Raw genomic sequence first — 25798 nt, 5'->3', positions numbered from 1 at the left:
GCGCTATGGTAAACCATAACGCAGGCAAATTCAGCTACTGTTTTTGTGACTCGATCGCTATTTCAATCTGATCTAAATTTGGTATCAGGGCAACCTTATTGCCGATTTTTATCTGGCAATGCAGATAAGGTGAATTGTTGTCATCGTGTGTCAATTGTAATGCGGCCTGATTCAATGTAATCAACTGAGGGGAACCGGTACAGGGGATAGCATAAAACTCGATTTCAGTGGTGGTGTTGATGCTGTTAATGATGCACAGTTTCTTACCTGAGGACTCCGCATCGGTGCCGGCTTTTAATAAATCTTCCAGATGGATAATGGGTAAGGACTGTTCTCGCCAGTTTAGGTAGCCGAGCCAGTTTTCCGGACTGGGGGTATCGATGTCAATCCCCGTTCTGGGAACCACTTCTGCAATCGTACTGTTGGGCAACAAGAGATAATGCTGTTGTAATGGTATGAGCATGCAGTGAACAAATTGTGCTGAGTTTTGTGCCATCAGTATCCCTTGTTATGATTCTTGTTGTTGAAACGAGCTGTTGCCGAGCAGGCGTTTCATCGTCGCAACCAGTTCATCTTCTTGGTAGGGTTTACCCATGTAGGCGTTGACGCCTATGCCCATTGCTCTCTCACGATGCTTTGCTCCGGTTCGTGACGTGATCATGATGATAGGTAAGTGATGGAAGGTGGGATCGTTACGTACAATTGAGGCAAATTCAAACCCATCCATACGCGGCATTTCAACATCCAACAAAATGATATCGGGTTTCTGCTCATGCAGCTGTGATAATGCATCGACGCCGTCTCGTGCAGTCTGAACATCAAAACCAAGTCGTTTAAGCAGGTTTCCCGAGGCTTTTCGCATAGTAATGGAGTCATCGACTACCATCGCAATCGGGGCGCGTTCCTGCAGATGTTCAAGCTCTCTTTCGAGATTAATTGCATGACTATTATCGAGTCGGATGTTATTACGGTTAGTGCTAATTAGGGTAGGGACATCAAGAATAAAGACCACGCGACCGTCACCCAGAATGGTGGCGCCATTAACTGCAGTAATGCGACTAAGCTGATGTCCCACTGCTTTGATAACGATTTCACGGTTACTTACAATGGCATCGACCAGTAATGCGATTCGCATATCTCCTGAACGGAATAACAATAAGGGTAACTGATGTTTTAAGTTATCAGGGAGTGATAGCGGTTTATCCAACAAAGAGGATAAAGGCATAAAGTCATACTTTTCGCCGTTGAACTCATATTGCGGGTTGTGCGTACCGATCATCAGTTTAATGTCTCTGACGCTGATCCGCTCACCGGCATTCACGCTGGCAAGCGGAATAGCATACTGCTCGTTATGAACCCGCACCAATAAAGCCTGGATGACTGATAATGTTAGCGGCAAACGAATAACAAAGGTGGTACCTTCACCTTTGATCGATTGAATATTCAGACGGCCTTTCAAGTTACGTATTTCATTGTTAACGACATCCATACCCACGCCACGACCAGCTACCTGGGAAATGTTATCAGCGGTACTGAAGCCTGATGTCAGGATTAATTGGATGAGCTCATCTTCAGGTGGAATGGCATCAGGTGATATAAGGTTCAGACTTAATGCTTTGTCGCGAATTTTGTCGACATCAATACCATGTCCGTCATCGCTGACAGTTAATACTATTTCTGATCCTTCACGTTCTATATGCAGCGATAATTGACCGTCTTGTAATTTCCCTTCTTGCAGACGCGCATCCGGATCCTCAATACCATGGGCTATGGCGTTGCGTAGAATGTGTTCAACAGGCGCTACTATCCGATCAAGAATTGTTCGATCCAATTCCAACTCGGCGCCTTGAATGAGCAAGTCTGCTTTCTTACCAAGTTCAGCAGACGTTTGTCTGACAATGCGTTCCAGGCGAGGAACCACACCAGTGAATGGTAGTAGGCGCGTATTCATCAAGCCTTCTTGCAAGTCGGTATTGAGTCTGGACTGTTGTAGCAAGATGGTATCTGTTTCTTTTACTAAGACATCCATTGAGTGTGTGATGTCATTTAAATCGATCACACTTTCAGTCAGGCCACGAGATAGTTGCTGAATCATGGAAAAACGGTCTAGCTCTAATGGATCAAATTCTGAATCATGTTTATGCTTTTCGTCTTCATAACGGAACAGAATTTGAGTTTCAGTCTCTATTTCCAGATTACGTAATTGATCATGCAGTCGTGCGACGGTTTCTTCCATTTCATGGAGCTGCGTCCGCATTGCATTGTGTTGCTGAGTTACCCGATCACGGGAGATACTGACTTCACCGGCAAAGTTAGTCAGGTAGTCGAGGAGATCTGCCCGAACTCGGACTTGCTCAACATGAGCGGGTGCGGTTTTAGCTACAACGCGTTCGATTTCCGGCAATACAGGTGACTCAGTCTTAACTTCGGCGTCAGGCTTACCATGTTCTTCCAGTAGCCGATCATCGACATCGATGTTCTCACCGGCGGTTAATATTGAAATCTCCGATATCAACGAAAAAGCCGTGGTGATTGGACTTCTGGACTTGAGTTGCTCCTGCATTTCTGTCAGTTTGTCCTGACATCGTTGCAGTAAATCAAAAAAGTCTTCATTTGCGTCAAGTTTGTCGTCACTTACGGCCAACACCAACGTCTCGGTCTGATGTGTCAGATCACCAATTGGTAAAATGCCAGCTAGACGGGCACCGCCTTTCAATGTGTGTAAGTCACGTTGTAATTGCAAAGAGTCATGATCTTGTTGTGGACGAGCCAGCCAATCTTTAATTTCCTGGCCGCTGGAGGCGAGCAACTCTTCTGCTTCTTCGGTGAAAGCCTCTAAAAGCTCTGAATCCAGATCGGATGGAATAGCAAAGTCAGTTTCGTCCACATCCAAAGCGCTTTCAGGCTGCAGCAAGGCTACACTATCATCTTTATGCACAGCGTCGGATTGAGACCGATCATCGACATCCAAATCTTCACCGGCTATCAGCAAGGTGATTTCAGCGATTAGCGATACTGCTGTGGTTATCGATGTTTGGGCTTTAAGCTGTTCCTGCATCTCGCTCAACTTGTCCTGACAGCGTTGCAGCAAGTCAAAGAAGTCTTCATCAGCTTCACGCTTGTCATCACTGACTGCTAATACCAGGGTTTCAGTTTGATGCGTTAGATCACCAATTGGCGTGATACCAGCCAGACGGGCGCCGCCTTTTAAGGTGTGCAGGTCACGTTGTAATTGAAGTGAGTAACGTTCCTTATCACGTGTGAGATGCCAGTCTTTTATCGCCTGTCCGCTTGACGCGAGTAACTCTTCCGCTTCTTCTGAGAACGCCTCTAGCAATTCTGAATCCAGATCGGATGGGATAGCAAATTCCGTTTCATCCAGATCCAGCATGGTTTCTATGTGTGATTCACCTATGGATAAATCGTCATGCATAAGGTCTACAGCGTCATTTCGTTGTGATAAAAACTGCCTGACCTGCCCCGGGAAATCTTTTTCTGCTGACAGAGCTTTATTCTGCAGTAGCGATTCAATGTGTTCATTTAGCTGCTCATAACCTTGGTTCAGTAAGGTCTTGAGGCCAGCTTCATGAGGTTGACAATGTTGAATCATCTGATTAAGCGAGTCATATAAGTCAGCAATCACAGACTGCTCAGCCTGAAGTGCTGTTTCTTTTAATTTACCCAGCGTTGAATTCAGGGCCTGCAGGTTTTCCCGGTCATCTGGCTGTTGTTGCCAATGAGACAGCTGATTCGTGTAGTTATCCAGCAACTCATCCGTTTCTTCCAGTAATACAACCAGAAATTCAGGGTCGATGACGGGGGCGGTGTCTGAAGTTTCCTGCAGTGGTGGCGTTAGCTGAGCAACGATATCAGATAATTTGCCGATATCAGGTTCATCCTGGTTATCCGTTAGACTCATCAAAATCTGGTCTAATCCATCAATACTTTTTTCCAGCAAGTCCATTTGTTCATTGTCCAGCACAACATCTTGGGCATGAAGGCGTTTCATGGCCTGATCCATATCCGTCGCTATCAAAGCCATTGGCATTATGCCGGCAACATTTGCGCAGCCCTTTAAAGAGTGGACGGCGCGTAATAGCGGTTTATTGACCTGGCGGGAAAAAACAATGTCCTTGAAATTTTGCTGCAAAGAAGCAATATGCTGCCTGGCCTCACTGATAAATATTTGCTGCAATTCATCCTCTTCACTGAGGACGTCGCTGTCATCACCAGACACAGCCAGACTGGGTTCGGAAGTGTCAGCCTTGGCCGCAATATACTGATCGACCGAAGTCGATGGACGCTCCTGTCTGGCCTTATTTACTATGTAACGATCAACGGAAGTGAACGTCAGTGGTCGAATAATTTCTTCTTTTACTTTGGCTTGAGCGGCAACGTTTTGTTGCTGGCGCTGCAATCGTAGATAACGCGAAACACCGGTTTCATTCGCCATTGTTTGAATATAGGCTTCAACGCCAGTCAGTTGTGCCCTTTCAACCGTTGAGTCACTTGTTACGTCGCTAAGCTTGTTTTCTGATTGGTTACGGATGTATTTTTCGACACTGGTCAACGCATCAGCGTCGACATTAAAGCGTTCAGTTTCGACGTCAGCATCTTCAAGCTCGATAATATGTTCTGACTCATCTGTGTACAGGGATAGATCAAACTCGAGTTCATCATCCACAACAGGTTCAGTAGCTGGCATCTCGGCATCAGTAACTGGTGCTGTTACAGGTGCGGCCTCCTCACTTACATTCAAGTTGCTCCCAGTTTCTAAACACTGTGCTTTCAGTGCAAGTAAGGCATCAACTTCTGCTGTAGCGTCATTATTCGCCTGAGTGAAGCGGGCCAACAAGGTTGGGATATGCTGTTGAGAACGTGTGGCAAGCGCTTTGACAGAGGGGCTATCGGGTCGTGTACCATCCAGAACATGATTCAGAACTTGTTCAACCGCCCAGGCTAATTCACCAATGACGCTGGCCCCTGCCATACGGCCACTGCCTTTGAGTGTATGAAAATATCGACGGATATCAGCTAAAGCAGTTTGATCATTGTCATTGAGCCATTGCGGCATAAGTGTATCGAGTTCTGCCAGAACTTCGTTGGCCTCTTCGATAAAGATAGCAGCGATTTCGTCGTCGATACCTTCAGCAAATTGCCAGTCTTCCTCAGCAGGCATGGTAGTATCTTCAGAAGATGTTGCTGGTGTGAGCACAGACTCATTATCAGACACCTCAGCCATTTCTTCAGCAACAGATCCTGTTTCGGTTTGTTCTGCTTCCGTGGGAGCGGTTTCCAGTAGTAAAGGTCCCTGATCACTACCAAGTAAACTATCAAGTTCAGCTAATGTTTGATCCTGCTCTAACTCTTCTGATGTCTCGGCTGTTGATGCATCTGACATTGAATCTGGGCCGGGTTCAGCGACATCAATCATGGTCTCAGCCACATCGTCCGCTGAATCATAACTGGTGAGCTTTTCTTTGGCATCAGCAAGATACCTGGTTTCTTCATGGCCGTGTTGTTTGATACCTTCCATGTACATCTCGCAATAGGCCAGAACATCGGCGATGCGATTAAGTTTTGCCGGAGTGAAAGCTTCATTACTGACTGTTTGCTCAGCCATTTTGTCGGCGGTTAATTCAATAACCTCTGTCGCTTCAGGGTAATTGAGCATATTCATGCTGCCAGCAATTAACTTAAGCTGCTCTTCACTGTCACCCAGACCATCCGGATAGCGGCCTGATTGACTCATCAGGGTTAGCGACTCCTTGACGTTTGCCATTTCCAGCAGGCACTCGTTTATGACCGTATCTCGAAGTTGCTCAGAAACGTTTTCCTGAGTTGATGATTGCAGGAAAATCTCTACTTTTAACAACACATCGGCTAGTTCTGTCAGCGTTTCATCATCAGGTGTTTCCCCTGATTCAATTAGTGCGTGAAATCTCTCTGCCTGATGATGTAATAGGTTGCTAGCTTCATACTCAGATAATAATGCGAGCGTGTCGGTCATGCTCTGCAACTGGGCAATGACCTCGTTCAATGTGCCTGTGTTGAGATCTTTGTCTCGGGTGTATTCGTTGATTTGTTCTTTCAGTTCTTGCAACTGTTCCAGCAAAGCCATGTGCGCATCACCTAGCGCATTGTTGCTCATGCCATAAATTTTTGGTTTGTTATCGTAAAAGTGCAGGTTGAAAGTGGTTTTTAGCAGAGTGACATGCGGACCATGACTGTCTGTTTTGGCGATAAGTAGTAATAAGCTGGTGACAAGTTCAGTCGGTAATGCATTCAATAGCGCTGACTCATCCTGCTCACTCTGGGTTTTGATGGGAGCAACCAACTTACCGAGGAGTTGTTTTACCTCGTGACTGACGGTCAGGCCATCCTGTTCCAAAGCTTCGATAAGTGTTTCTGCACTCCACCAAAATAAGGTCGTTTTTTCTTGCTGACAGCTTAGCCGCAGAAAATGCAGCATACTGCGCATTTTCTGCAGACTTTTTTTATCCTGCTGGCGTAGCCAGTTCAGCAGCATGACCTGGAAAGCATGACCTAATTTCGTTTTTTCGATGCTGATTGCAGGCAGTTTACGATGAGGATTCGGCGTAATACTGTCAGGAAGGGCAACAGTCATTACTACCTTGAACATATCTCGTTCCGACACCATGTCTGCGCCGTATGCCAAGCGTAATTCATTAATGCTTTCAAGGAGCGAAAGAGGGTGATCCTGAAAATCATCACCCAGCAATTTGAGGTAGTTGGGCAGAAGTAATAAGGAGCGAACAAGAGCATCCTGTGCGGCATCGGTGTCAGACACATTATTGTTGCGAAGACCGATAGCGGTTTGCTGCATGGCATCGGTCAGCATGACAGCGCCGGACATATTTACCATTTCCAGGCTGCCTTTGATCTGATGGAGCTCTTCTATACAACTGGAGAGACTCTTGTCCGCAGCTTCACCTTCAATGTAACTATTGATGGCTTTCAAGGCACGAGACAGCGACTGCTGCAGTTCATCTTGCAGCCACATCAATGCGTTGTAATTGCCCTTTATCATTTGTGCCATGCAGTCAATTGTCCCTAGTTGTCACTTAGTTAGGCAGTTTGAAGCCTGAAACCGATTTGCGCAGTTCGTTTGTCAATTGAAGCAGACGGCCGATTGATGCTGCGCTTTCATTCGTACCTGTGGATGTCTGCATAGTGATTTCCTGAATCACGTTCATACTTTGTGAAGTACTAACTGCTGCTGTGGCCTGTTGTTTTGCATTCGAAGTGATGTTGTTGATTAGGTCTTCCAACTGAAGTGATACGGCTTCGATTTGTTCCAGTGAGGTTCCCGCATCTTGGGATAGTTGCGCCCCAGCCACAACTTCAGTGGTACTTTGTTCCATGGAAGAGATGGCTTCACTGGTATCACTCTGAATCGTTTTTACCAGGGCATCAATTTGACGGGTAGCATTACTTGAACGTTCAGCCAGTCTCTGTACTTCGTCCGCGACTACCGCAAACCCTCGGCCGGCTTCACCGGCCATCGCCGCCTGAATGGCTGCATTCAGTGACAGGATATTGGTCTGTTCAGCGATGTCATTGATAAGTTCAACGATATCCCCGATCTGTTGCGAACTTTCCCCCAAGCGTTTAATTCGTTTGGATGTTTCCTGAATTTGTTCACGAATCGTATCCATTCCATTGATGGCTTTTTTCACCGCACTGTTACCTTGCACAGCCAGTGATACTGACTGTTTTGCTACCTCTGAAGATTGGCTCGCATTATCGGATACTTGTTCGATCGAACCTGCCATCTCAGTGATGGCGGTACTGACTTCTGTAATCTGATGTGCCTGATGCTCACTGGCATCGGTAAGGTGTAAAGCGGTTGCCTGGGTTTCCTGTGCCGCCGAAGCCACCTGAAGCGTTGTGGAGTTAATTTGCTCAACAAGGCTACGTAAGGCATCAATGGTATAATTCACCGAGTCGGCAATGGCGCCAGTGATATCCTCTGTCACTGTCGCGCTCACTGTCAGGTCACCATCTGCCAGATCACCCATTTCGTCGAGCAGTCGTAAGATCGCATCCTGATTATGACGATTTTGCAGCTCCATATTGTCCATCGACGTTCTGAGTTTTTTCAGCGGCACGTAACTGAGTCGGATAGCGACAAGAAAACTGAGTACAAAGGCGGCGGCAATAGCAATGATGATATGCAGCTCATTGTCGTAATAGGCTTGATATTGCCCTGTTGCTAGAAGCCACAAACCACCAAGACCGATGGTTGCCAGTAGCAGCAATAAAATCAAATTGAGCCAGTTACCTTTGCTCATCAGGGAAGATAAAAATAGTTTGTTTGTGGAATTCATAAACCTTGTCCTGATATCAGAAAATTATGCCGCTGCATTCATGAAGCGCGGATCGTTGATGAGTTTGGCAAAACTGAATACATCCCAGTGTACATTTTGCTGAAACATACTACCGGTGAGATAGGGTGTCAGATTGACCGGGCGGCTTGCAGCAACAGGGCCGGGTTCTTGCTGAAAATGCTTAAGACCAAAGACTTCATCAACTAAAACACCGCTGGAAATCTCACTATGATTAATGACCATAATACGACTGCGCTTGGATAGCTTAGATGGTTTGCCGTGCAGATAGAGGTTGAGATCCAGTACAGGCAGTAATTCACCGCGTAGGTTAACCATGCCGAATACCCAAGATTGAGATTTGGGTACGGGAGTAACCTGTTCTGGTAATGGAAACACTTCACGTGACTCAATGATTGGGATAACAAAATGATGTTCACCAATCCGAAAGCCGATGGCGGACCAGGTTTCTCCTAAAGCTTCCTGGTCAAGGCCAGCCGCTTTTTGCTTACTGCGACGTTCCATATCCTTGAGTAAGGAGATGATATCTTCAGGGGTCTGGATGCTAGCCATTTGGTTGTCAGCCCTCTAGTAATGAAGTGATTAGATGGAGCAGCTCTTTTTCATCTACCGGCTTGCCGAGGTAACCTTTTGCCCCTTGACGTAGTCCCCACATTTTATCGGTTTCCTGATTTTTGGAGGAAACAATAACGATGGGGATGTGATTCGTTTCTTCAGCTTTGGTCAGTTTACGTGTGGCCTGAAATCCATTGAGATTGGGCATCACCACATCCATTAAAACTAAGTCTGGCTGTTGTTGGTTAGTTTTATCAACCGCCTCTAAACCATCCTCAGCAATTATGACTTGGTGCCCGTTCTTTTCGAGCATCTTTTGTAAAACATAGACCTCAGTAGGAGAGTCATCTGCAATCAGAATAAGCGCCATAAGTTAATTAGCATCCTTGTCTCTTTCCATTAAATGTGTCCGTATCGCACCCAATAAATCATCTTTTGTGAATGGTTTTGTCAGGTACTGTTCAGCACCAACCACACGACCTTTGGCGCGGTCAAACAAACCATCCTTACTGGAAAGCATTACAATAGGGATTTCTTGAAATTTAGGGTTATTTTTAACGAGTGCACATGTCTGGTATCCATCCAGACGAGGCATCATGATGTCAATGAAGAGTATGTCCGGGTGATTAGCACTGATGATTGGAAGCGCTTCGAATCCATTATCAGCGGTAAGGACGGTACAACCGGCTTTTTTTAGAAGTGTCTCAGCAGTACGACGAATAGTGTTACTGTCATCGATTATCATGACCTTCAGGCCGTTAAATTCAGTTATGTTCTCACTCACGATTTTGCTTTACCTGAATTGTTGTCTTCATTGTTATTTCTCTCTAGCGGACGAAGATAACCCATTTTTTGCTGTTAGGCTAGTAAAGCCGTGGGACTGTCTTAAACCCCTTTTAACGCCTGATTTTTGACGACAAATGAGTATGAATGACTTGAAAAAACCAAACTGTGACCCATTTCACAGTATTGAAGGCGCTGATAAAGCAACCTGCATCCTCCAAAAAAGCGAGACAACATCATGACTTCAGGCGTTCCGCATCTGATTACATCCCTCAACGGGCCACTGCTCAAACTGGAAGCTCATCTGCTGGAAAGACAAACCCAAGTTGAAACTTGGCTGCGTGAACAATGGCTGAAAACCTCAGCACCCTTCTATGCCTCTGTTGACCTGAGAAATGCCGGTTTCAAATTGGCACCTGTTGATACTAATCTATTTCCGGCAGGATTTAATAATCTGAATCCCTCATTCATACCATTATGTATTCAGGCCGCACTGACAGCAGTAGAGCGCGCTTGTCCGACCGCTAAACGGGTGCTTATTATTGCCGAGAACCACACGAGGAATATGTTTTATCTGGAAAGTCTGGAAACACTGCGTGATATTTTCCAAAGGGGGGGGCTTGAAGCCCGGATTGGCAGTCTCAGAGATGACATTACTGAACCGATGACGATTGATTTGCCATCGGGTAAATCCTGCACTCTGGAACCCTTGGTCAGAAAAGAAAATCGTGTTGCGGTGGGAGATTTTTCACCTTGTCTGGTTTTGCTTAATAATGATTTATCAGGCGGACGTCCTGCCATTTTGGAAAACCTTGAGCAGGAAGTTATGCCGCCTTTGCATGCAGGTTGGTCAACCCGGAAAAAATCTGATCATTTCACGCAATACAATGCCGTGGCAAAAGAATTTGCTGAACAGATTGATATTGATCCCTGGCTGATTTCGCCATTGACTTTGCAGTGTGGCGAAGTGAACTTTAAAGAAAAAGCAGGAACTGAATGTCTCGCCCGGAATGTTGATAGTTTATTGATGTCGATTCGCAGCAAATACCGTGAATACAACATCGATCGTGATCCTTTTGTGGTGGTGAAAGCCGATTCTGGTACTTATGGCATGGGCATCATGACGGTGAAAAGTCCCGATGAAATTGAAAACCTGAATCGTAAACAGCGTAATAAAATGTCGTCAGCCAAAGAGGGACTGATTGTTGAGAATGTGCTGGTGCAGGAGGGGGTGTATACCTTTGAAACCCTAGGCGACGATAATGCCGTGGCAGAACCTGTGATTTACATGATGGATCATTTTGTCGTGGGAGGCTTTTATCGTGTTCACACTGGCCGTGGGCCTAATGAGAACCTCAATGCGCCTGGCATGCATTTTGAGCCACTAGCCTTTGCCCAATCCTGTGTCACACCGGATCAGAGTGATAAGCCTGATTCAGAGCCTAACCGCTTTTATGCGTATGGCGTGATTGCCAGACTAGCTTTATTGGCTGCTGCCAGAGAGTTGGTCTGAACCGACGTCTAGGTGTTGTGTTCACTCAGGTAAGCAATGGTCATGGTTTGATTATGCAATTGGCTGTGACCATCGTCTTCACCTGAGCAGATTTCACCATTGGAGTAGAAACCGGTAATGCCGGTTTGAAGCCCCAGTAAACGTTGCACGGCAAATACTTCATCGGCAACTTGTGATTCCATTACGAGTTTACGACCCACACAACTAACGCAGATCGCCAATGCTTTATCATTGATGTCCACATTTTTTTGCAGGATCTGACGGGCTGCTTCACTGGCTCCCATTACCAGACTGTCATGATCCGACTTAAGGAAACGAACAGTAGAACCTTCGGCGATATTACCGGCAAAAGTCAGACTGTTTTCATTTTCATTGATGGACAATAGCGTGCGAATGACATTGACGTTTTTTTCATCCATGATCGCAAACGGGAAATTCAGACCGGATGCCGGGAGTTCATTGGCGTAGTAGCCGATGTACATTTTGTAGAGGGGGAGTGCAGGCTTGTTATCCAATTCGTGAACAATGTTTTTAGTGGAGCGCGTAATTCGTCGCGGCGGCCCATAAGGTTTCCAGCCACCCAAAGCGCCACTGGTCACAATCGCATCTTCACCGTAGATGCCGACCGCGATCACAACACGATCCTGTACCTTATCGTTATTAATCAGCAGCGTTTTGGTGAATTTCGCATCATCGCCCGCTAGCCCTCCGGTGATGGGTACATTGGGTAATACTTCCTGCAAACCTTCAACCAGCTCAGAACCATTGACGTTAAGTCCATCACTCAGAACAAAAACACCTTTCAGATCATCCATTTTTAATTCACCGGCAATCTGTGCCCCCAGTGCATGAGACTGCTCCATACTGTTCACCGGCTTGGTGATAAAACGCAGAGTGCTGCGCTCCCATTGCATGGCGGTGATATGCAAGCTGTCATCATATACGCCATCACCGGTTATCTCACCAGAGGTGGTGCAACCGATAATATTGGCCTTGGGATAGCGTTTTTTCAGTGTCTTGGTAAAGCCACGGTCATTAAACCGGCTTACAGAGCCAAATACCAACACCCAGTTTGCATCCGGCAAAGGTGATGTTGAGGGCAGTTTGTTTAAACCTGTTTTTGCAGGGAGATGTTCTTGCTCAAACTTCATAAATTGTCTTACCTGACTCTAGGTTGATGCAGCGTTAAACTAAACACGATTGCAAAAAACTTAATTAAATCCATCGACTGATACTACATTAGATTTTTTGTTTTGGGGAATGATGTAGGTCAGGAAATGTGACCGACTTCACAAAGTGATTGGCGTCTGGCTAAAAAAAGAAAAGGCCGTAAACGCTGTTTACGACCCCTATACTGCGTCAATATTATTTTTAACCAGCTAGTTTTTTCTTGAGTAACTCATTCACTTGCGCGGGGTTGGCTTTTCCTTTTGAAGCTTTCATAACCTGTCCCACAAAGAAACCCAATAACTGCTCTTTACCGTCTCTGTATTGTTGTAACTGTTCTGGGTTGTTAGTCAGCACCTCATCTACCATCGCTTCGATAGCGCCTGTATCAGTAACTTGTTTGAGGCCCTTGGCTTCAATAACCGAATCGGCATCTTTACCCTCACCTTCCCATAGCGCTTCAAACACGGTTTTGGCGATTTTGCCGGAAATGGTGTTGTCACTGATCCGGGTCAGTACACTCGCCAGTTGCTCTGCAGATACCGGTGATTCCTTAATATCAAGTCCAGCTTTGTTTAACGCGCCTGAGAGTGTACCGGTTACCCAGTTAGCACATTGTTTCGGATCGTTACTTTCTGTGGCAGCGAGTACAGCCTCAAAATAGTCAGCGAGTTCACGACTGCTGGTCAGAATAGATGCATCATAGAGAGATAATCCTAGCTCATCAACGAAGCGATCACGTTTTTCATTAGGTAGTTCAGGCAGGGTTGCGCGAACCGATTCAATGTCATCGCTCGCAATAATCAGTGGTAGTAAGTCCGGATCGGGGAAGTAACGGTAATCGTTTGCTTCTTCCTTGCTACGCATAGAACGGGTTTCATTATTATCAGCATCAAATAAGCGAGTTTCCTGAACCACTTCGTCACCGGATTCAAGCACATCGATTTGACGTTCTATCTCAATGTTAATGGCGCGCTCGACATTACGGAATGAGTTGATGTTTTTGAGTTCAGCACGGGTACCAAATTCTTCCTGACCTTTGGGACGAATGGAAACATTGGCATCACAGCGGAAAGAACCTTCCTGCATATTACCGTCACAGATTTCCAGATAACGCACCAAAGAATGGATTTTTTTCATATAAGCGACGGCTTCTTTAGCACTACGCATATCCGGCTCGGATACAATCTCAAGCAGCGGTGTGCCTGCCCGGTTCAGGTCAATACCGGTCTGACCCTGGAAGTCTTCATGTAATGATTTACCCGCATCTTCTTCCAGATGAGCACGTGTAATGCCGACCACTTTTTCAGTGCCGTCTTCCAGTTCAATGCTGATTTCGCCTTTGCCGACCACTGGGAGCTCAAATTGACTGATTTGATACCCTTTGGGTAAATCAGGATAGAAGTAGTTTTTACGTGCAAACACAGAGCGTTCAGGGATTTCAGCGTCTACCGCCAGCCCGAACTTGATAGCCATTTTCACCGCTTCCTGGTTTAAAACGGGTAAAACACCTGGCAGCCCCAGATCAACTGCGCATGCCTGAGAGTTTGGCGCTGCCCCGTATGCAGTGGCTGCACCCGAGAAAATCTTACTGTTGGTGGCGAGCTGGGCATGGATTTCCAACCCGATAACGACTTCCCATTCCATATTGACGGCCTGATTTAAGATGATAAAAAACGATGAATTGTAACAATTTCTATCTCAAACTGAGAACTTCCCAGCCTCTTTGCTCGGCGACTGTCTGCAATTTGGGGTCGGGATCGACGGCAACCGCTGTATCGACAACTTCTAATAAAGGAATGTCATTGTGTGAGTCGCTATAGAAAATACTACCATTAAGATTGAGTTGATGCTCTTCAAGCCAGCTATTCAAGCGCTCCACTTTACCTTGTTGGAAAGAAGGCGTGCCGGCAACGCGTCCGGTATAGCGACCATCAATAAACTCCGGGTCTGTTGCAATCAAATTTTCGATACCGAGCATTTTAGCGATGGGCGTGGTCAGAAAGCTATTCGTTGCTGTGATGATAAGCAGGGTATCGCCCTTGGCGCGATGCTTTTCAATCAAGGCTTGCGCTGCGGGCAAGATGATCGGCTTAATTTTCTGCTCCAGGTAGGCTGAACGCCACATTTCCAGCTTCTCCACACTGTGCGTTGCCAGCGGTTTGAACACAAATGCTAAAAACTCAGCAATATCCAGAACGCCCTGTTGATATTGTTCAAGATAATGTTCGTTTGCGCGGCGATAGTCTTCTTCTTCGACAATACCGTTTTCACATAGGTATCGACCCCATAAAAAATCGCTGTCACCCCCCAGCAGGGTGTTATCAAGATCAAAGATTGCCAGTGCCATAATGCAGAAGTTGCCTCCGTCCAAATCAAAATTAGCCGCTATTGTAAGCCAAAATGCATTGCATACTGGCAGTGCTTTTAATAATCTAACCTCTATTGAGGATAAACATGCTGGGGGCGATTGCGCTCAGCCAGCCAGAGACATAGTCGTGATTGATAAAGATGGCTTCAGGCCTAATGTGGGGATAATACTCTGCAATGAAGAAAACCAAGTGTTGTGGGCACAGCGTGCGCAGCATGATTCGTGGCAGTTTCCGCAGGGGGGCATAAAATCCAATGAAACCCCGGAACAGGCTGCGTATCGTGAGTTAATGGAAGAAGTGGGGTTAAAGCCCGAGCATGTAGAATTATTGGCAACCACCCGCGGGTGGCTTCGTTACCGACTGCCAAAACGCTATCTCCGCTATGGCAACAAACCTTTATGCATCGGCCAGAAGCAACGTTGGTTTTTGATGCGTTTCACCGGAAGCACGGAAGACGTCAAACTGGATCTGTACGAAAAACCTGAGTTTGATGATTGGCGCTGGGTCGATTACTGGAAACCAGTTGAAGACATTGTATTTTTCAAACGACGGGTATACGAAAAAGCCCTGCACGAATTCGCACCGGTTTTGTTCCCAGAATATCGGCGTCGAGCTAACCGCAAAAAGAGCAGTAATAGCTAAACGAGCGTTTTACGAAATACTTTTGAGTTACGTTGGTAGTTATATAACGCTTGTTTTGCTACCGGTAATTCCGCGATTTCTGATTGTTTGAACCCATGCTCCAGAAACCAGTGAGCTGTCTGAGTAGTGAGGACATACAAACTATCCAACCCAGCAGATAACGCGATTTTTTCGATGCTCGACAGTAATTGCTGACCCCGACCAAGACTGCGGTAACTGTTGGAAACGGCGAGACACGCTAGTTCTGCCATGTTATTTTCCGGATAGGTGTATAGCGCAGCACAGGCGACAACGGTACCGTCACGTTCCATCACGGTGAAATGATCAATTTCCCGCTCCAATAGCTCTCGTGAACGTTTTACCAGCGTCCCGTTATCTTCTAATGGTTGCAATAGCTCGAGAATACCCGCTACATCTTCAATGGTTGCCTGACGCGTGGTTTCAAATGATGTTGCGGTTAGAAGTGTGCCGGCACCATCCCGACTGAAAAGCTCCTGTAGTAAAGCACCATCCAGAGCACGATCGAGCAAATGCACCCGCTGCACTCCGGACTGGCAAGCTTCGACAGCTGCGCTGATGGAGGGGTGGGCTGCTAAATTATCTCCAGCCTCTTGCAAAGTGAGTTCTCTTGGAAGGTTGCGGTTGCTTTCACCAATAAAAATCAATTTGTCAGCATGAGTGGCAGTGGCAACCGCCGTTGCAATGGCTTCCGCTGAGAGGTTGAATATCTCACCTGTAAGCGAGTAACCGAGCGGCGGGAGTAACACGATATTACCGAGGTTTAGCTGCTGATTAATGCCGTTGACATCGACCCGACGTACTTCACCGGTATGACCCAGATCTACGCCATCGAGAATACCTGCGGGCCTCGCAGTGACGAGATTGCCACTGGTACAACGAATACGTGCATCGGCCATCGGTGTATGTGGCAAACCAAAGGATAATTTAGATTCAATATCAACCCGAAGTTTACCAATGACTGCTTTAGCGGTTTTCAGGCTTTCATCATCAGTGATGCGCAGGCCGCGGTGATAAGCCACCTTAATATTCTGCTCTCTACACTGGGCTTCGATTTGTGGTCTTGCACCGTATACCAACACGAGTTTAATGCCCAGGCTGCTGAGGATCGCAATATCGTGCAAGAGGGGATCAAAGCCCGTGCTATCTATGGTTTCGCCATCGAAGGCGATAACAAACGTCGCATCACGATGTGCGTGAATATATGGCGCAGCCGTGCGAAACCAGCTGGTCGTGGTTGCCAGGCTGTGATCGTTAGTCGAAGGTTTCAAGTCGTTCATAGATACCTTTTTATCGTAGTCTCAGCACACTTGCCAAGTAACGTGTAAAATTTGTTCGGATAAACACATGAGATTTTAGCATTTCATGTCGCAAAACAGATTTCTGGAGAGACCCAACATGCCTCAATATCGTTCTAAAACGTCAACAGCCGGCCGTAATATGGCAGGTGCCCGTGCCTTGTGGCGCGCGACGGGTATGAAAGACGATGATTTCAATAAACCCATTATCGCCATCGCCAATTCGTTCACGCAGTTTGTGCCAGGTCATGTGCATTTAAAGGATTTGGGCCAGTTAGTCGCGCGTGAAATTGAGCGAGTGGGCGGGGTTGCGAAAGAGTTTAATACTATCGCTGTGGATGATGGTATTGCCATGGGTCACAGCGGCATGCTTTACAGCCTACCTTCGCGAGATATTATTGCGGACTCCGTTGAATACATGGTCAATGCCCACTGTGCTGATGCCCTGGTGTGTATTTCCAACTGTGACAAGATTACGCCAGGAATGTTGATGGCAGCGTTACGATTGAATGTTCCGGTGATTTTTGTTTCTGGTGGCCCGATGGAAGCCGGTAAAACCAAACTGGCAGGCAAAGACGTTAAGCTGGATCTGGTTGATGCCATGGTTCAGGCTGCGGATGAGAATGTCAGTGATGAGGATGTGGCTCAGGTTGAGCGAAGTGCCTGTCCGACCTGTGGTTCCTGTTCAGGCATGTTTACTGCCAACTCGATGAACTGCCTGACCGAAGCTTTAGGTCTTTCATTACCGGGTAATGGCTCGTTACTGGCAACCCATGCCGATCGTGAAGAATTATTCCTGGAGGCAGGTCGCCGCATCGTAGATTTGGCTAAACGCTACTATGAAAACGATGAAGATGATGTACTGCCGCGAGCGATTGCAAGCAAACCCGCATTTGAAAATGCGATTGCGCTGGATATTGCCATGGGGGGATCAACCAACACCGTACTGCATTTATTAGCGGCAGCGCATGAAGCCAAAGTTGATTTCACTATGGCGGATATTGATCGTATGTCGCGCATGATTCCCAATCTATGTAAGGTTGCGCCAGCTACCAATAAATATCACATGGAAGACGTTCATCGTGCTGGAGGGGTTGTCTCTATCCTAGGCGAGCTGGCTGCGGGTGGTTTATTACATACTGATGTGCCAACAGTTCACAGTAAAACCATGGCTCTCGGTTTAGCTCAATGGGACGTAAAACGCAGTGATTATGATGCTGCTCAACTGCGTTATCTGGCGGGCCCCGCGGGTATTTCAACTCAAGTGGCTTTTAGTCAGGACTGCCGCTGGCCTGAGCTTGATTTAGATCGTGAAAACGGTTGTATCCGTGATGTCGAGCATGCCTACAGTCAGGACGGAGGCCTTGCTGTGCTTTACGGTAACCTGGCTGAAGATGGTTGTATTGTCAAAACAGCGGGTGTGGATGAATCTATTCTGACGTTTTCCGGACCTGCCCGTATTTTTGAATCTCAGGATGCTTCTGTCGCTGCCATCTTGGGTGGCGACATTAAAGAAGGTGATGTCGTGCTGATACGCTATGAAGGTCCGAAAGGCGGTCCGGGTATGCAGGAAATGCTCTATCCGACCAGTTACCTGAAATCAAAAGGGTTGGGCAAAGCGTGTGCATTGCTGACAGACGGTCGTTTTTCTGGCGGTACATCCGGTCTGTCTATCGGGCATGCATCACCGGAAGCGGCTGAAGGTGGCAATATTGGTCTGGTTGAAGAAGGCGATATTATCAATATCGATATCCCAAACCGTAAAATAAACGTTAATTTGAGTGATGAAGAGTTTGCTCACCGCCGCGCTAAAATGGAAGAGCGGGGTGATAATGCCTGGAAACCGGTTGCTAGAGAGCGTGAAATCAGTTTGGCATTACAAGCGTATGCAGCACTGACCACGTCTGCGTCCAAAGGCGCAGTTCGTGATGTGGAACAATTAAAACGTCGCTGATTTAACTTGCGCTAAAAAGAAAAAGGCCTGATTCATCGGGCCTTTTTTATTTCTGCCATTTAGATTTGTTGGGCGTAGAGTTTTTGATAGAGTCCATCCTGACGAATCAAAGAATCATGATCACCCTCAGCAATAATTTCACCGCCATCAAACACGACCACTCTATCTGCCTGTCTGACTGCACTGAGGCGATGGGCAATAATGATCGTTGTGCGATTCTGTAGGTATTCTTCCAGTGCCGTATGCAGGTGAAATTCCGTTTCACTATCCAGTGCTGAGGTTGCCTCATCCAGAACCACGACACTCGGATTAATTAGCACCATGCGTGCAATAGCAAGACGTTGTCGTTGACCACCTGAGAGCTTAACGCCTGCCCGACCGATCACTGTGTCGAGATTTCTAGGCATTGCGAGAATGACATCTTCCAGTTGTGCAATACGAATCGCTTTCCACACATCGTCATCGGAATAGTCTCTACCCATGGTGATGTTTTCACGCACAGTGTCATTAAATAATGCTGGACTTTGCAGTACGGTCGCTACGTGTTCACGCACGGTTTCGAGTCCGATATCGCTGACAGCAATGTCATTGAAATAAACCATGCCTTTATCCGCGGGATATAAGCCTAATAAGACGTTGACCAGAGTCGATTTCCCGGCACCACTGGCGCCCACCAAAGCGACTTTCTCACCAGCTTTGATATTCAGCGACACACCATTGAGGACTTTATTGTTATCACCGTATTTAAAGTGCAGATCCTTGATTGCAATACTACTGGCTTCACCGGCTTCAAACGGATTGATCTTATCCGGATAGCGGGTTTCTTCTTTCATTGAGAACAGCGTATTTAGGCGGCCAACCGCGGCACTGGCGGCATAGAAAGAATACTGGATATTGAGGATTTCTTGCACCGGGCTCATCATGAACCAGAGGTAACCGAACACCGCGAACATCTGACCGATCGATAAATCTGAAAACACCACCATAAACATGCTGACGGCTCTAAACACATCGAAGCCAAATAAGAAAATCACAAAAGAAAACCGATTTGCTGCTTCGCTTTTCCAGGCAAACTCAGAAGCGTGACTGCGAACATGGCGAGCATTATCTATGACTCGACGCAAATAATGTTTTTCTCTGTTAGCGGTCCGGATTTGCTGCACTGCATCCAATGTTTCGGTAAGACTTTGTTGGAAAATCTCAAACGCAGAGTTTTCTTTTTTCTTAAGTTCTTTTACATGCTTACCTACTATCATGGTGAAGTAGATCACCAGTGGATTCATAAATAAAATTAGTAAAGCCAGCTGCCAATGCAGGAATAGCAGAATGACGGCCGTGCCCAGAATGCTTAGTACAGCGACAATAAAACGGCTGATGGTGTTACCAATAAAGTTATCAATGACTTCAATGTCAGTGACAAAGTGTGAGGCTATACCAGCACTCCCACGTGTTTCATACTCGCTAATTGCAATGCGACCCAAACGTTTAATTAATTTTTGGCGTATACGGAACGTAATGCGTTTTGCGATTAAGGTGAAGTAGCGGGATTGAGCCACATTTAAAATCACCGAAGCGACCCGCAATACCAAGGTAAAGAGTAGGACTGCTAAAATATACAAGACAGGCCCATGCCAGCTTTCAGGACTAAGTTGCTGAATAAAGTTAACGGTTGAGGCTGGTTTATCCAACAACACCTCATCGACCATCAATGGCAGTAAAAGCGGAACAGGCACAGCACAAAGCGTCGCTAGTATCGCAATGATATTTGCTTTGACTAAGTGCTTTTTGTACAGCAGGGCTTGTTTTAGAATGCCACTCAGCTCATAGCTGTTTTTATCAATCATATAAAGTCATTAAATTAGAACGTTATTTCCTGCTTTGGTGATTAGCTTTTCTGGGAGGTAACCCCAGACAGCACTTACCGTTTCAGGAGTTAATATCTCCAGCGGTGAACCATAAGCATGCATTTTACCCTGATTTAGCAACCAGATCTTATCCGCATACCGCGTGGCCTGATTGAGATCATGCAAAATAGCCACAATTGAGAAATGGGCGTCATGACTGAGCTGACGAACTAATTGTAATAATTGATGTTGTTGACCTAAATCTTGTGCTGAAGTCGGTTCATCCAATAAGATCACTGGCGGTTTTTCCGCCTGTGATATCTGAAGTAATACGCGAGCTAATTGCACACGTTGCCGTTCTCCGCCAGAGAGGCTGGTAAACAGTCGGTCGTAAAATTGCCTAGTATCAGTTTTTTCCATCCAATACTGTGTTTGGCTGATCAATTCTTCAGTAGAGAGATGTAATGGTGTGGCACCAATAGCCACTACTTCACTGGCACTAAAGGGAAAGGTTAATTGTGACGCTTGTGGTAATACACCAAGATGTTTGGCTCGTTCCCGGCGGCACCAGGTAGTTACATTTTTCCCATACAGCTTAATTATTCCTGAGCTTGGTTCCCACTCTGTGGTAATCGCTTTGAATAAGCTGGTTTTTCCTGCTCCATTGGGACCTAGAACAGCAATAAATTCTCCTGCCTCGACGAGGGCATGGTCAATATGCAGGATGGAACGACCACCATGAGTAATAGTGACGTTTTTTAAACTTAAACTGGTCATCTTATTCCTACAATACACTTAAGCGCTGACGTTGCTGTAAGAGCAGAAAAACAAAAAACGGTGCGCCAATCAATGCTGTCACTAAGCCGACCGGAAGTTCAGCGGGTGCCATCCAGAGACGAGCACCTACATCAGCCAGCAATAATAGTGTCGCACCTGCAAGGGCTGACATTGGTAGCAAGCGCTTGTGATCCGGGCCGAGAGTCATACGTATTAAATGTGGCACAACCAAACTGATAAAACCGATAATGCCTGAGGCTGATACTGCGATGCCAATACCTATTGCCGTAGCAATAATTAATTGACGCTTGAGCCGTTCTGTATCAATACCCAGGTGTGCCGCTTCGGCTTCACCCAACAATAGCGCATTCAATGCTTTGGCATAATACTGATAGAAAATTAGTAAACATACACAACAACCAGCGGATAACCACAACATAAAAGGGGTGGCACCATTTAACGACCCCATTCCCCATAGCGTTAAATCGCGTAATGCCTGATCGTTGGCAATATATGTCAGAAACCCAATAACAGCTCCAGTAAAGGCTGCGACCGCCACCCCGGCCAGTAACAAGATAAGTACCGACGTGTTTCCCTGATTGGATTGCGCCAGTCGATACACCAATAAACTAGTGATTAAGCCACCCAAAAATGCAGCAGCAGGTGTGGCAAACACTGAAAAACTCACTGGAAAGATAACGATGGCCAATGCGGCACCTAGTCCTGCGCCAGAGGAAACACCAATAATCCCTGGATCAGCTAAAGGGTTTCGAAATAAACCTTGTGTGACAGCGCCACATATCGCCAATAAGGCGCCAATAAATATAGAAAGTAGCGTGCGGGGCCAACGAAGATCCCAAATGACAACCTTTTCATAATCTGTCAGTTGACTAAGTTCGGTATGAAATATCCCATCCCAGACCGTAAGCAAACTTTGCCACTCAGATAACTTCATCGGGCCAGATGTTAAAGATAAAATAATGCCGATTACAAGCAGGCTGGTCAGAAGTGGCCATGCCAGTTTTCGGCAGAATGATTGATAAGAAAGCATCACGATACGATTAACGGTAGAGTTTATCAGCGAGTCGTTCTGCCTCAGTTAAAGCGCCGAGGCTAAGCCCGGCAATTAAGGTCGCGGCATTGACACTCACAATATTGGTATTCTTGTTGGCTTGGCTATGTTGAAGTAATGGCTGACGATCTAATAATTTGCTGGCGCTGTCCAGACTATCGGAGCGACTGCCAACGAGAATAATATCGGGATTAGCAGCTAAAAGGGCTTCGATCGATATCGATTTGTAGCCGCTAAACTGACTGATATTTTTACCTCCGAGCAGCTTAATTAACGCATCCCCCGTCGTATCTGTGCCAGCCTGAGATAAGCCACGCTCACCAATATCCAGTAAGAACACTATTGATGGCCGTTTCTCAGGCAATTTCTTGAACAATGATTTCTGTCTGTTATCAAGCTGTTGCAGGAGTTTCTGTGCCGCTGATTCAGCTTGGAGTTGTGTCGCTAATAGGTCTATATTTACTTTGAGTTGTTCTAGAGTATTTGGGCTTTGTAATTGCAGAATAGGAATCTTCGCTTTTTCGAGTGCTAAAAGTGTGGAATCTGGACCCATATGGTTACTACCAATAATTAAATCTGGATATTGTTGAAGTAAGCCTTCGGCCGATAATGCTCGGTGGTAACCTAAATTCTCTACTGGCTGAGGAAGGAGTGATTGACTGGTTAAGTCGGCCGCCACAATGTGCTTAGCTACCCCCAGTTGGAGCAGAATCTCGGTGGCATTGCCATCCACACTTACCAGACGCGGCGAGACTGTCTCTGCATTACTGGATGATGTGATTAAAAAGGAACACATTAGAAGAAATAGTGAACAAGAAAGAGAAGATGTTTTTTTCATCATTAAAGTCGTTGTTTTGAGAGTGTGATTGATAGGCATTAATACATAAATTTTATTCTACGTGATAAATCCGTATTTGTTAATCTATATGTAAATGATAATTGATCTCAATCGCATTAAGTGATACTTTTTTCCTACATTAATTTGAATGTTAGGAAATAACTCCATGAAATTAAGAAAACTAGTTCTGCTAATGCAGGCACCTTTTTTATTCACTATTAGCGGTGGTATCGCGTTTTCTGCTGACCAAAATCTTGATGAGATAACCATTACCGCGACGAGAACGACGGACGATGAAAACAGTAGCCGTAATATTAGTGTGATCAGTCAGGAAGAAATCCAAAGACAACAAGCCACCTCCGTGCCTCAGGTTGTGAACTATTTACCGAATGTCACAATGACAGGCGGGCCACGAGAGCAAGTACAGGAGGTGAATATTCGTGGTTTAGGGGGAAGCCGAGTCTTACAGTTGATTGATGGTGTCAGACAAAACTTTGTTTCTGGCCACAGACCAACGTATTTTTTGGACCCTTCACTACTGACAAATGTGGAAGTACTTCGGGGGCCAAGCAGTTCTTTATGGGGCTCAGGAGCACTGGGTGGGGTTATTTCACAGAATACAATTCATGCGGCTGATCTGTTAGATGGCGATGAATTCAGCGGGTTTGTAAAGCAAGGGTATCAATCAAATGGTGATAACTGGACAACAACCGGTGCATTGGCGAGTCGTTTTGGTAATGTCGATCTGCTTTTATCAGGTTATTACCGTGATGGAAATGATTTAGAGCTAGGTAATGGCGATGATCTTGAAAATTCAGCTGATCGTGATAAAGGCGTTTTAGCCAAACTGGACTGGTTTATTGATAGTGATCAGATGGCGACATTTAATTTTCGACGCTCTTATACGGATGGTGGCGTTCCCTCAAATTCCTCAGCAAATATAGGTACGTCAGTGTTTTTAGTTGATCGAGAAATTCAAACGGATCATGCTTCTATTGATTATCGCTTTGATCCATCAAACAAATTGATCGACAGTCAACTCAACTTATACTGGAATCGAACAGAAGTAGATGAAAATCGTGTATCGGATAATCGATTTGATACAACCAACATTAGAACGCTAGGTTTAAACTTGAATAATCGTAGTCGATTTGGTGATGTTTCACTATTGTATGGCGTTGATGGCTATCAGGATAAATTAGACGCAACACGAAGAGGCTCAAACCGGCCTATTGTTCCAGAAGCTACTACGGATGTTTGGGGAGCATTCACAGAGGTGCAGATTCCATTTGCTGAAATTTGGCGTTTGGAGTTAGGTGCGCGTTATGACTACTTTGCGACCGAAGCGGATAACTTGAATCACGATCGTAGTGATAATGCGTTCTCACCTTCAGCGGGTATCAGTTGGTTGCCAATTGATGATTTACAGGTGACTTTGCGTTATGACGAGGCATTTAGGGCACCATCGGCAGAAGAGCTTTATACCACAGGGACGCATTACAGCTACGGACCTGCAGGCGCTAATACATTTATCAATAACCCAAATTTGAAGCCAGAAGAATCTCAAAATATTGAGTTACTGGTAAATTACCAAATGCAAAATGCGTTTAATCAAGGTGATGCTGTCACCTGGCATGCTTCAGTTTTTCATAATGAAGTGGATAACTTTATCGAGCAAATAGCAACGAATTATCAGCAGATATTCTTGATCTATGGTCCACAGTTTGATGATTATTATCCTGTAAATACAGAGTATCGAAATGTCGATAACGCTCAATTAGTAGGATTTGAGCTGTCGGTAGATTACCAATGGCAAAATTGGAATACGATGATCAGTTATGGTCAAACGCGTGCTAAAAATAAGAATACGGGTGAAGCCCTCGCCAATATTCCTGCTGATAAATGGGTGTTAGATCTGAACAAGTCATGGCTATCTGACAGTTTACAAACTGGCTTTACATTGACACGAGTCGAAAGCCAAAAACACAAGCCCAATGAAACATTCGCGAATGAAGATTATGAGCACTATAACCTCGTCGATCTTTATGCTCGCTGGACACCTCGTGACGTTGACAACCTGACAGTCGATCTAACAGTGAATAACTTAACAGACCAACACTACCGTGTAGCTTTCCAGCAACTTTATATGCCCGGCAAAGATATTCGCCTCGGTGTTAAGTACGATTTTTAAGGAGTAATTATGTCTAACGAAGTGATAATGCCTGGCGACCAGGCCCAAACACTGCTTGAGCAGTTGGCTGACTGGGGCACGATGGTGACCATCATTATTCATGGTGGAAGCGTATTTGAGTTTAAAGGCCCTTTTCCTAAAGGAAGCGTTGCAGAGGGCTTTTATAATTTAAATGGTCCCATGCCAGGCTTTCACGGTCACTTAAATCTTAAACAGGTCAAGCATATACGATTTCAGGATAAAGCACATCGAGGCCGCGAAAGTTATGCCTTCGTCTTTGAAAATGCAGATGATGAAGTCATTTTCAAAGTTTTTATAGGTCGAGATGACAAGGGTGAGTTGTTAGCAGAACAAAAACAACGTTTTCTGACAATGCAGCAACACTATCAATGAGAAGAATCAACT

General features: G+C 45.7%; 19 protein-coding genes. 5 read left to right on the top strand and 14 right to left on the bottom strand.

The window, feature by feature from the left end:
- Window positions 1-34 precede the first annotated feature (34 nt).
- From ACTF5U_RS05295 to pilG, 6 genes are read right to left on the bottom strand one after another with little or no spacing between them, the layout of a single operon-like run.
- Window positions 35-496 carry a chemotaxis protein CheW gene (locus tag ACTF5U_RS05295; RefSeq protein WP_438970599.1) on the bottom strand — a complete coding sequence of 154 codons (462 nt, stop codon included), beginning with the start codon at window positions 494-496 and terminating at the stop codon, window positions 35-37.
- A gap of 12 nt (window positions 497-508) precedes the next feature.
- Window positions 509-7060, bottom strand: coding sequence for an Hpt domain-containing protein (locus ACTF5U_RS05290; protein WP_438970598.1), 6552 nt, complete (start codon window positions 7058-7060; stop codon window positions 509-511).
- Window positions 7061-7085: 25 nt separating this feature from the next.
- Window positions 7086-8351 carry a methyl-accepting chemotaxis protein gene (locus tag ACTF5U_RS05285; protein ID WP_438970597.1) on the bottom strand — a complete coding sequence of 422 codons (1266 nt, stop codon included), beginning with the start codon at window positions 8349-8351 and terminating at the stop codon, window positions 7086-7088.
- A gap of 24 nt (window positions 8352-8375) precedes the next feature.
- A complete protein-coding gene (locus tag ACTF5U_RS05280; RefSeq protein WP_438970596.1) occupies window positions 8376-8921 on the bottom strand; it encodes a chemotaxis protein CheW in 546 nt (181 codons plus the stop codon).
- A 7-nt stretch (window positions 8922-8928) separates the two neighbouring features.
- On the bottom strand, window positions 8929-9294 hold the full coding sequence (gene pilH / locus ACTF5U_RS05275) for a twitching motility response regulator PilH (RefSeq protein ID WP_438970595.1): 366 nt from the start codon (window positions 9292-9294) through the stop codon (window positions 8929-8931).
- 3 nt (window positions 9295-9297) lie between these two features.
- Complete coding sequence (pilG, locus tag ACTF5U_RS05270; protein WP_438970594.1) at window positions 9298-9708, bottom strand: twitching motility response regulator PilG; 411 nt, start codon at window positions 9706-9708, stop codon at window positions 9298-9300.
- A gap of 237 nt (window positions 9709-9945) precedes the next feature.
- On the opposite strand from pilG, the gene gshA reads away from it, so the two are divergent.
- Window positions 9946-11220: a glutamate--cysteine ligase gene (gene gshA, locus ACTF5U_RS05265; RefSeq protein ID WP_438970593.1), complete on the top strand. Its 1275-nt coding sequence runs from the start codon at window positions 9946-9948 to the stop codon at window positions 11218-11220.
- 8 nt (window positions 11221-11228) lie between these two features.
- On the opposite strand, the gene ACTF5U_RS05260 is transcribed toward gshA, so the two are convergent.
- The 3 genes from ACTF5U_RS05260 to ACTF5U_RS05250 all read right to left on the bottom strand — a co-directional run bounded on the left by ACTF5U_RS05260 (window position 11229) and on the right by ACTF5U_RS05250 (window position 14737).
- Window positions 11229-12371, bottom strand: coding sequence for an FIST signal transduction protein (locus ACTF5U_RS05260; protein ID WP_438970592.1), 1143 nt, complete (start codon window positions 12369-12371; stop codon window positions 11229-11231).
- A 220-nt stretch (window positions 12372-12591) separates the two neighbouring features.
- Window positions 12592-14034: an Asp-tRNA(Asn)/Glu-tRNA(Gln) amidotransferase subunit GatB gene (gatB, locus tag ACTF5U_RS05255; RefSeq protein ID WP_438970591.1), complete on the bottom strand. Its 1443-nt coding sequence runs from the start codon at window positions 14032-14034 to the stop codon at window positions 12592-12594.
- 49 nt (window positions 14035-14083) lie between these two features.
- The gene (locus ACTF5U_RS05250) at window positions 14084-14737 is read right to left on the bottom strand and encodes an HAD family hydrolase (protein WP_438970590.1); all 654 of its coding nucleotides are present in this window, start codon (window positions 14735-14737) and stop codon (window positions 14084-14086) included.
- Window positions 14738-14885: 148 nt separating this feature from the next.
- Between ACTF5U_RS05250 and ACTF5U_RS05245 the strand changes: the two genes are divergently transcribed.
- A complete protein-coding gene (locus tag ACTF5U_RS05245; RefSeq protein WP_438970612.1) occupies window positions 14886-15401 on the top strand; it encodes an RNA pyrophosphohydrolase in 516 nt (171 codons plus the stop codon).
- On the opposite strand, the gene argA is transcribed toward ACTF5U_RS05245, so the two are convergent.
- Window positions 15398-16699 carry an amino-acid N-acetyltransferase gene (argA, locus tag ACTF5U_RS05240; protein WP_438970589.1) on the bottom strand — a complete coding sequence of 434 codons (1302 nt, stop codon included), beginning with the start codon at window positions 16697-16699 and terminating at the stop codon, window positions 15398-15400. The genes ACTF5U_RS05245 and argA overlap by 4 nt on opposite strands.
- Before the next feature lie 118 nt (window positions 16700-16817).
- Between argA and ilvD the strand changes: the two genes are divergently transcribed.
- Entirely contained in the window at window positions 16818-18671 is a 1854-nt protein-coding gene (gene ilvD, locus ACTF5U_RS05235) for a dihydroxy-acid dehydratase (protein ID WP_438970588.1), read from the top strand.
- A gap of 59 nt (window positions 18672-18730) precedes the next feature.
- Here the strand turns inward: ilvD and ACTF5U_RS05230 are convergent, their stop codons facing one another.
- Genes ACTF5U_RS05230 through ACTF5U_RS05215 form a run of 4 tightly spaced genes read right to left on the bottom strand, consistent with a single transcriptional unit; the run spans window position 18731 to window position 23205 of the window.
- On the bottom strand, window positions 18731-20515 hold the full coding sequence (locus tag ACTF5U_RS05230; protein ID WP_438970587.1) for an ABC transporter ATP-binding protein: 1785 nt from the start codon (window positions 20513-20515) through the stop codon (window positions 18731-18733).
- A 9-nt stretch (window positions 20516-20524) separates the two neighbouring features.
- Window positions 20525-21292 (bottom strand): heme ABC transporter ATP-binding protein, encoded by a 768-nt coding sequence (locus tag ACTF5U_RS05225; protein WP_438970586.1) that lies wholly within the window; start codon window positions 21290-21292, stop codon window positions 20525-20527.
- Between the two features lie 7 nt (window positions 21293-21299).
- Entirely contained in the window at window positions 21300-22343 is a 1044-nt protein-coding gene (locus ACTF5U_RS05220) for a FecCD family ABC transporter permease (protein WP_438970585.1), read from the bottom strand.
- Between the two features lie 10 nt (window positions 22344-22353).
- Window positions 22354-23205, bottom strand: coding sequence for a heme/hemin ABC transporter substrate-binding protein (locus ACTF5U_RS05215; RefSeq protein ID WP_438970584.1), 852 nt, complete (start codon window positions 23203-23205; stop codon window positions 22354-22356).
- A gap of 163 nt (window positions 23206-23368) precedes the next feature.
- On the opposite strand from ACTF5U_RS05215, the gene ACTF5U_RS05210 reads away from it, so the two are divergent.
- Together ACTF5U_RS05210 and hutX are read left to right on the top strand one after the other, a co-directional pair.
- A complete protein-coding gene (locus ACTF5U_RS05210) occupies window positions 23369-25393 on the top strand; it encodes a TonB-dependent hemoglobin/transferrin/lactoferrin family receptor (RefSeq protein ID WP_438970583.1) in 2025 nt (674 codons plus the stop codon).
- A gap of 9 nt (window positions 25394-25402) precedes the next feature.
- The gene (gene hutX / locus ACTF5U_RS05205) at window positions 25403-25786 is read left to right on the top strand and encodes a heme utilization cystosolic carrier protein HutX (protein ID WP_438970582.1); all 384 of its coding nucleotides are present in this window, start codon (window positions 25403-25405) and stop codon (window positions 25784-25786) included.
- The last annotated feature ends 12 nt before the right edge of the window (window positions 25787-25798 follow it).

Source organism: Methylophaga sp. (genome assembly GCF_965655755.1).
Classification (GTDB): domain Bacteria; phylum Pseudomonadota; class Gammaproteobacteria; order Nitrosococcales; family Methylophagaceae; genus Methylophaga.
This window is presented reverse-complemented; position numbering and strand designations above follow the sequence as displayed.

Bases quoted from the DNA above. Each gene is read 5' to 3' on its own strand.
- ACTF5U_RS05225 (WP_438970586.1), bottom strand. From the start codon at position 21,292: ATGACCAGTTTAAGTTTAAAAAACGTCACTATTACTCATGGTGGTCGT.
- ilvD (WP_438970588.1), top strand. From the start codon at position 16,818: ATGCCTCAATATCGTTCTAAAACGTCAACAGCCGGCCGTAATATGGCA.
- ACTF5U_RS05220 (WP_438970585.1), bottom strand. From the start codon at position 22,343: ATGCTTTCTTATCAATCATTCTGCCGAAAACTGGCATGGCCACTTCTG.
- ACTF5U_RS05295 (WP_438970599.1), bottom strand. From the start codon at position 496: ATGGCACAAAACTCAGCACAATTTGTTCACTGCATGCTCATACCATTA.
- gatB (WP_438970591.1), bottom strand. From the start codon at position 14,034: ATGGAATGGGAAGTCGTTATCGGGTTGGAAATCCATGCCCAGCTCGCC.
- pilH (WP_438970595.1), bottom strand. From the start codon at position 9,294: ATGGCGCTTATTCTGATTGCAGATGACTCTCCTACTGAGGTCTATGTT.
- ACTF5U_RS05260 (WP_438970592.1), bottom strand. From the start codon at position 12,371: ATGAAGTTTGAGCAAGAACATCTCCCTGCAAAAACAGGTTTAAACAAA.
- ACTF5U_RS05280 (WP_438970596.1), bottom strand. From the start codon at position 8,921: ATGGCTAGCATCCAGACCCCTGAAGATATCATCTCCTTACTCAAGGAT.
- ACTF5U_RS05250 (WP_438970590.1), bottom strand. From the start codon at position 14,737: ATGGCACTGGCAATCTTTGATCTTGATAACACCCTGCTGGGGGGTGAC.
- gshA (WP_438970593.1), top strand. From the start codon at position 9,946: ATGACTTCAGGCGTTCCGCATCTGATTACATCCCTCAACGGGCCACTG.
- argA (WP_438970589.1), bottom strand. From the start codon at position 16,699: ATGAACGACTTGAAACCTTCGACTAACGATCACAGCCTGGCAACCACG.
- ACTF5U_RS05285 (WP_438970597.1), bottom strand. From the start codon at position 8,351: ATGAATTCCACAAACAAACTATTTTTATCTTCCCTGATGAGCAAAGGT.
- ACTF5U_RS05210 (WP_438970583.1), top strand. From the start codon at position 23,369: ATGAAATTAAGAAAACTAGTTCTGCTAATGCAGGCACCTTTTTTATTC.
- ACTF5U_RS05215 (WP_438970584.1), bottom strand. From the start codon at position 23,205: ATGATGAAAAAAACATCTTCTCTTTCTTGTTCACTATTTCTTCTAATG.
- ACTF5U_RS05290 (WP_438970598.1), bottom strand. From the start codon at position 7,060: ATGGCACAAATGATAAAGGGCAATTACAACGCATTGATGTGGCTGCAA.
- ACTF5U_RS05230 (WP_438970587.1), bottom strand. From the start codon at position 20,515: ATGATTGATAAAAACAGCTATGAGCTGAGTGGCATTCTAAAACAAGCC.
- hutX (WP_438970582.1), top strand. From the start codon at position 25,403: ATGTCTAACGAAGTGATAATGCCTGGCGACCAGGCCCAAACACTGCTT.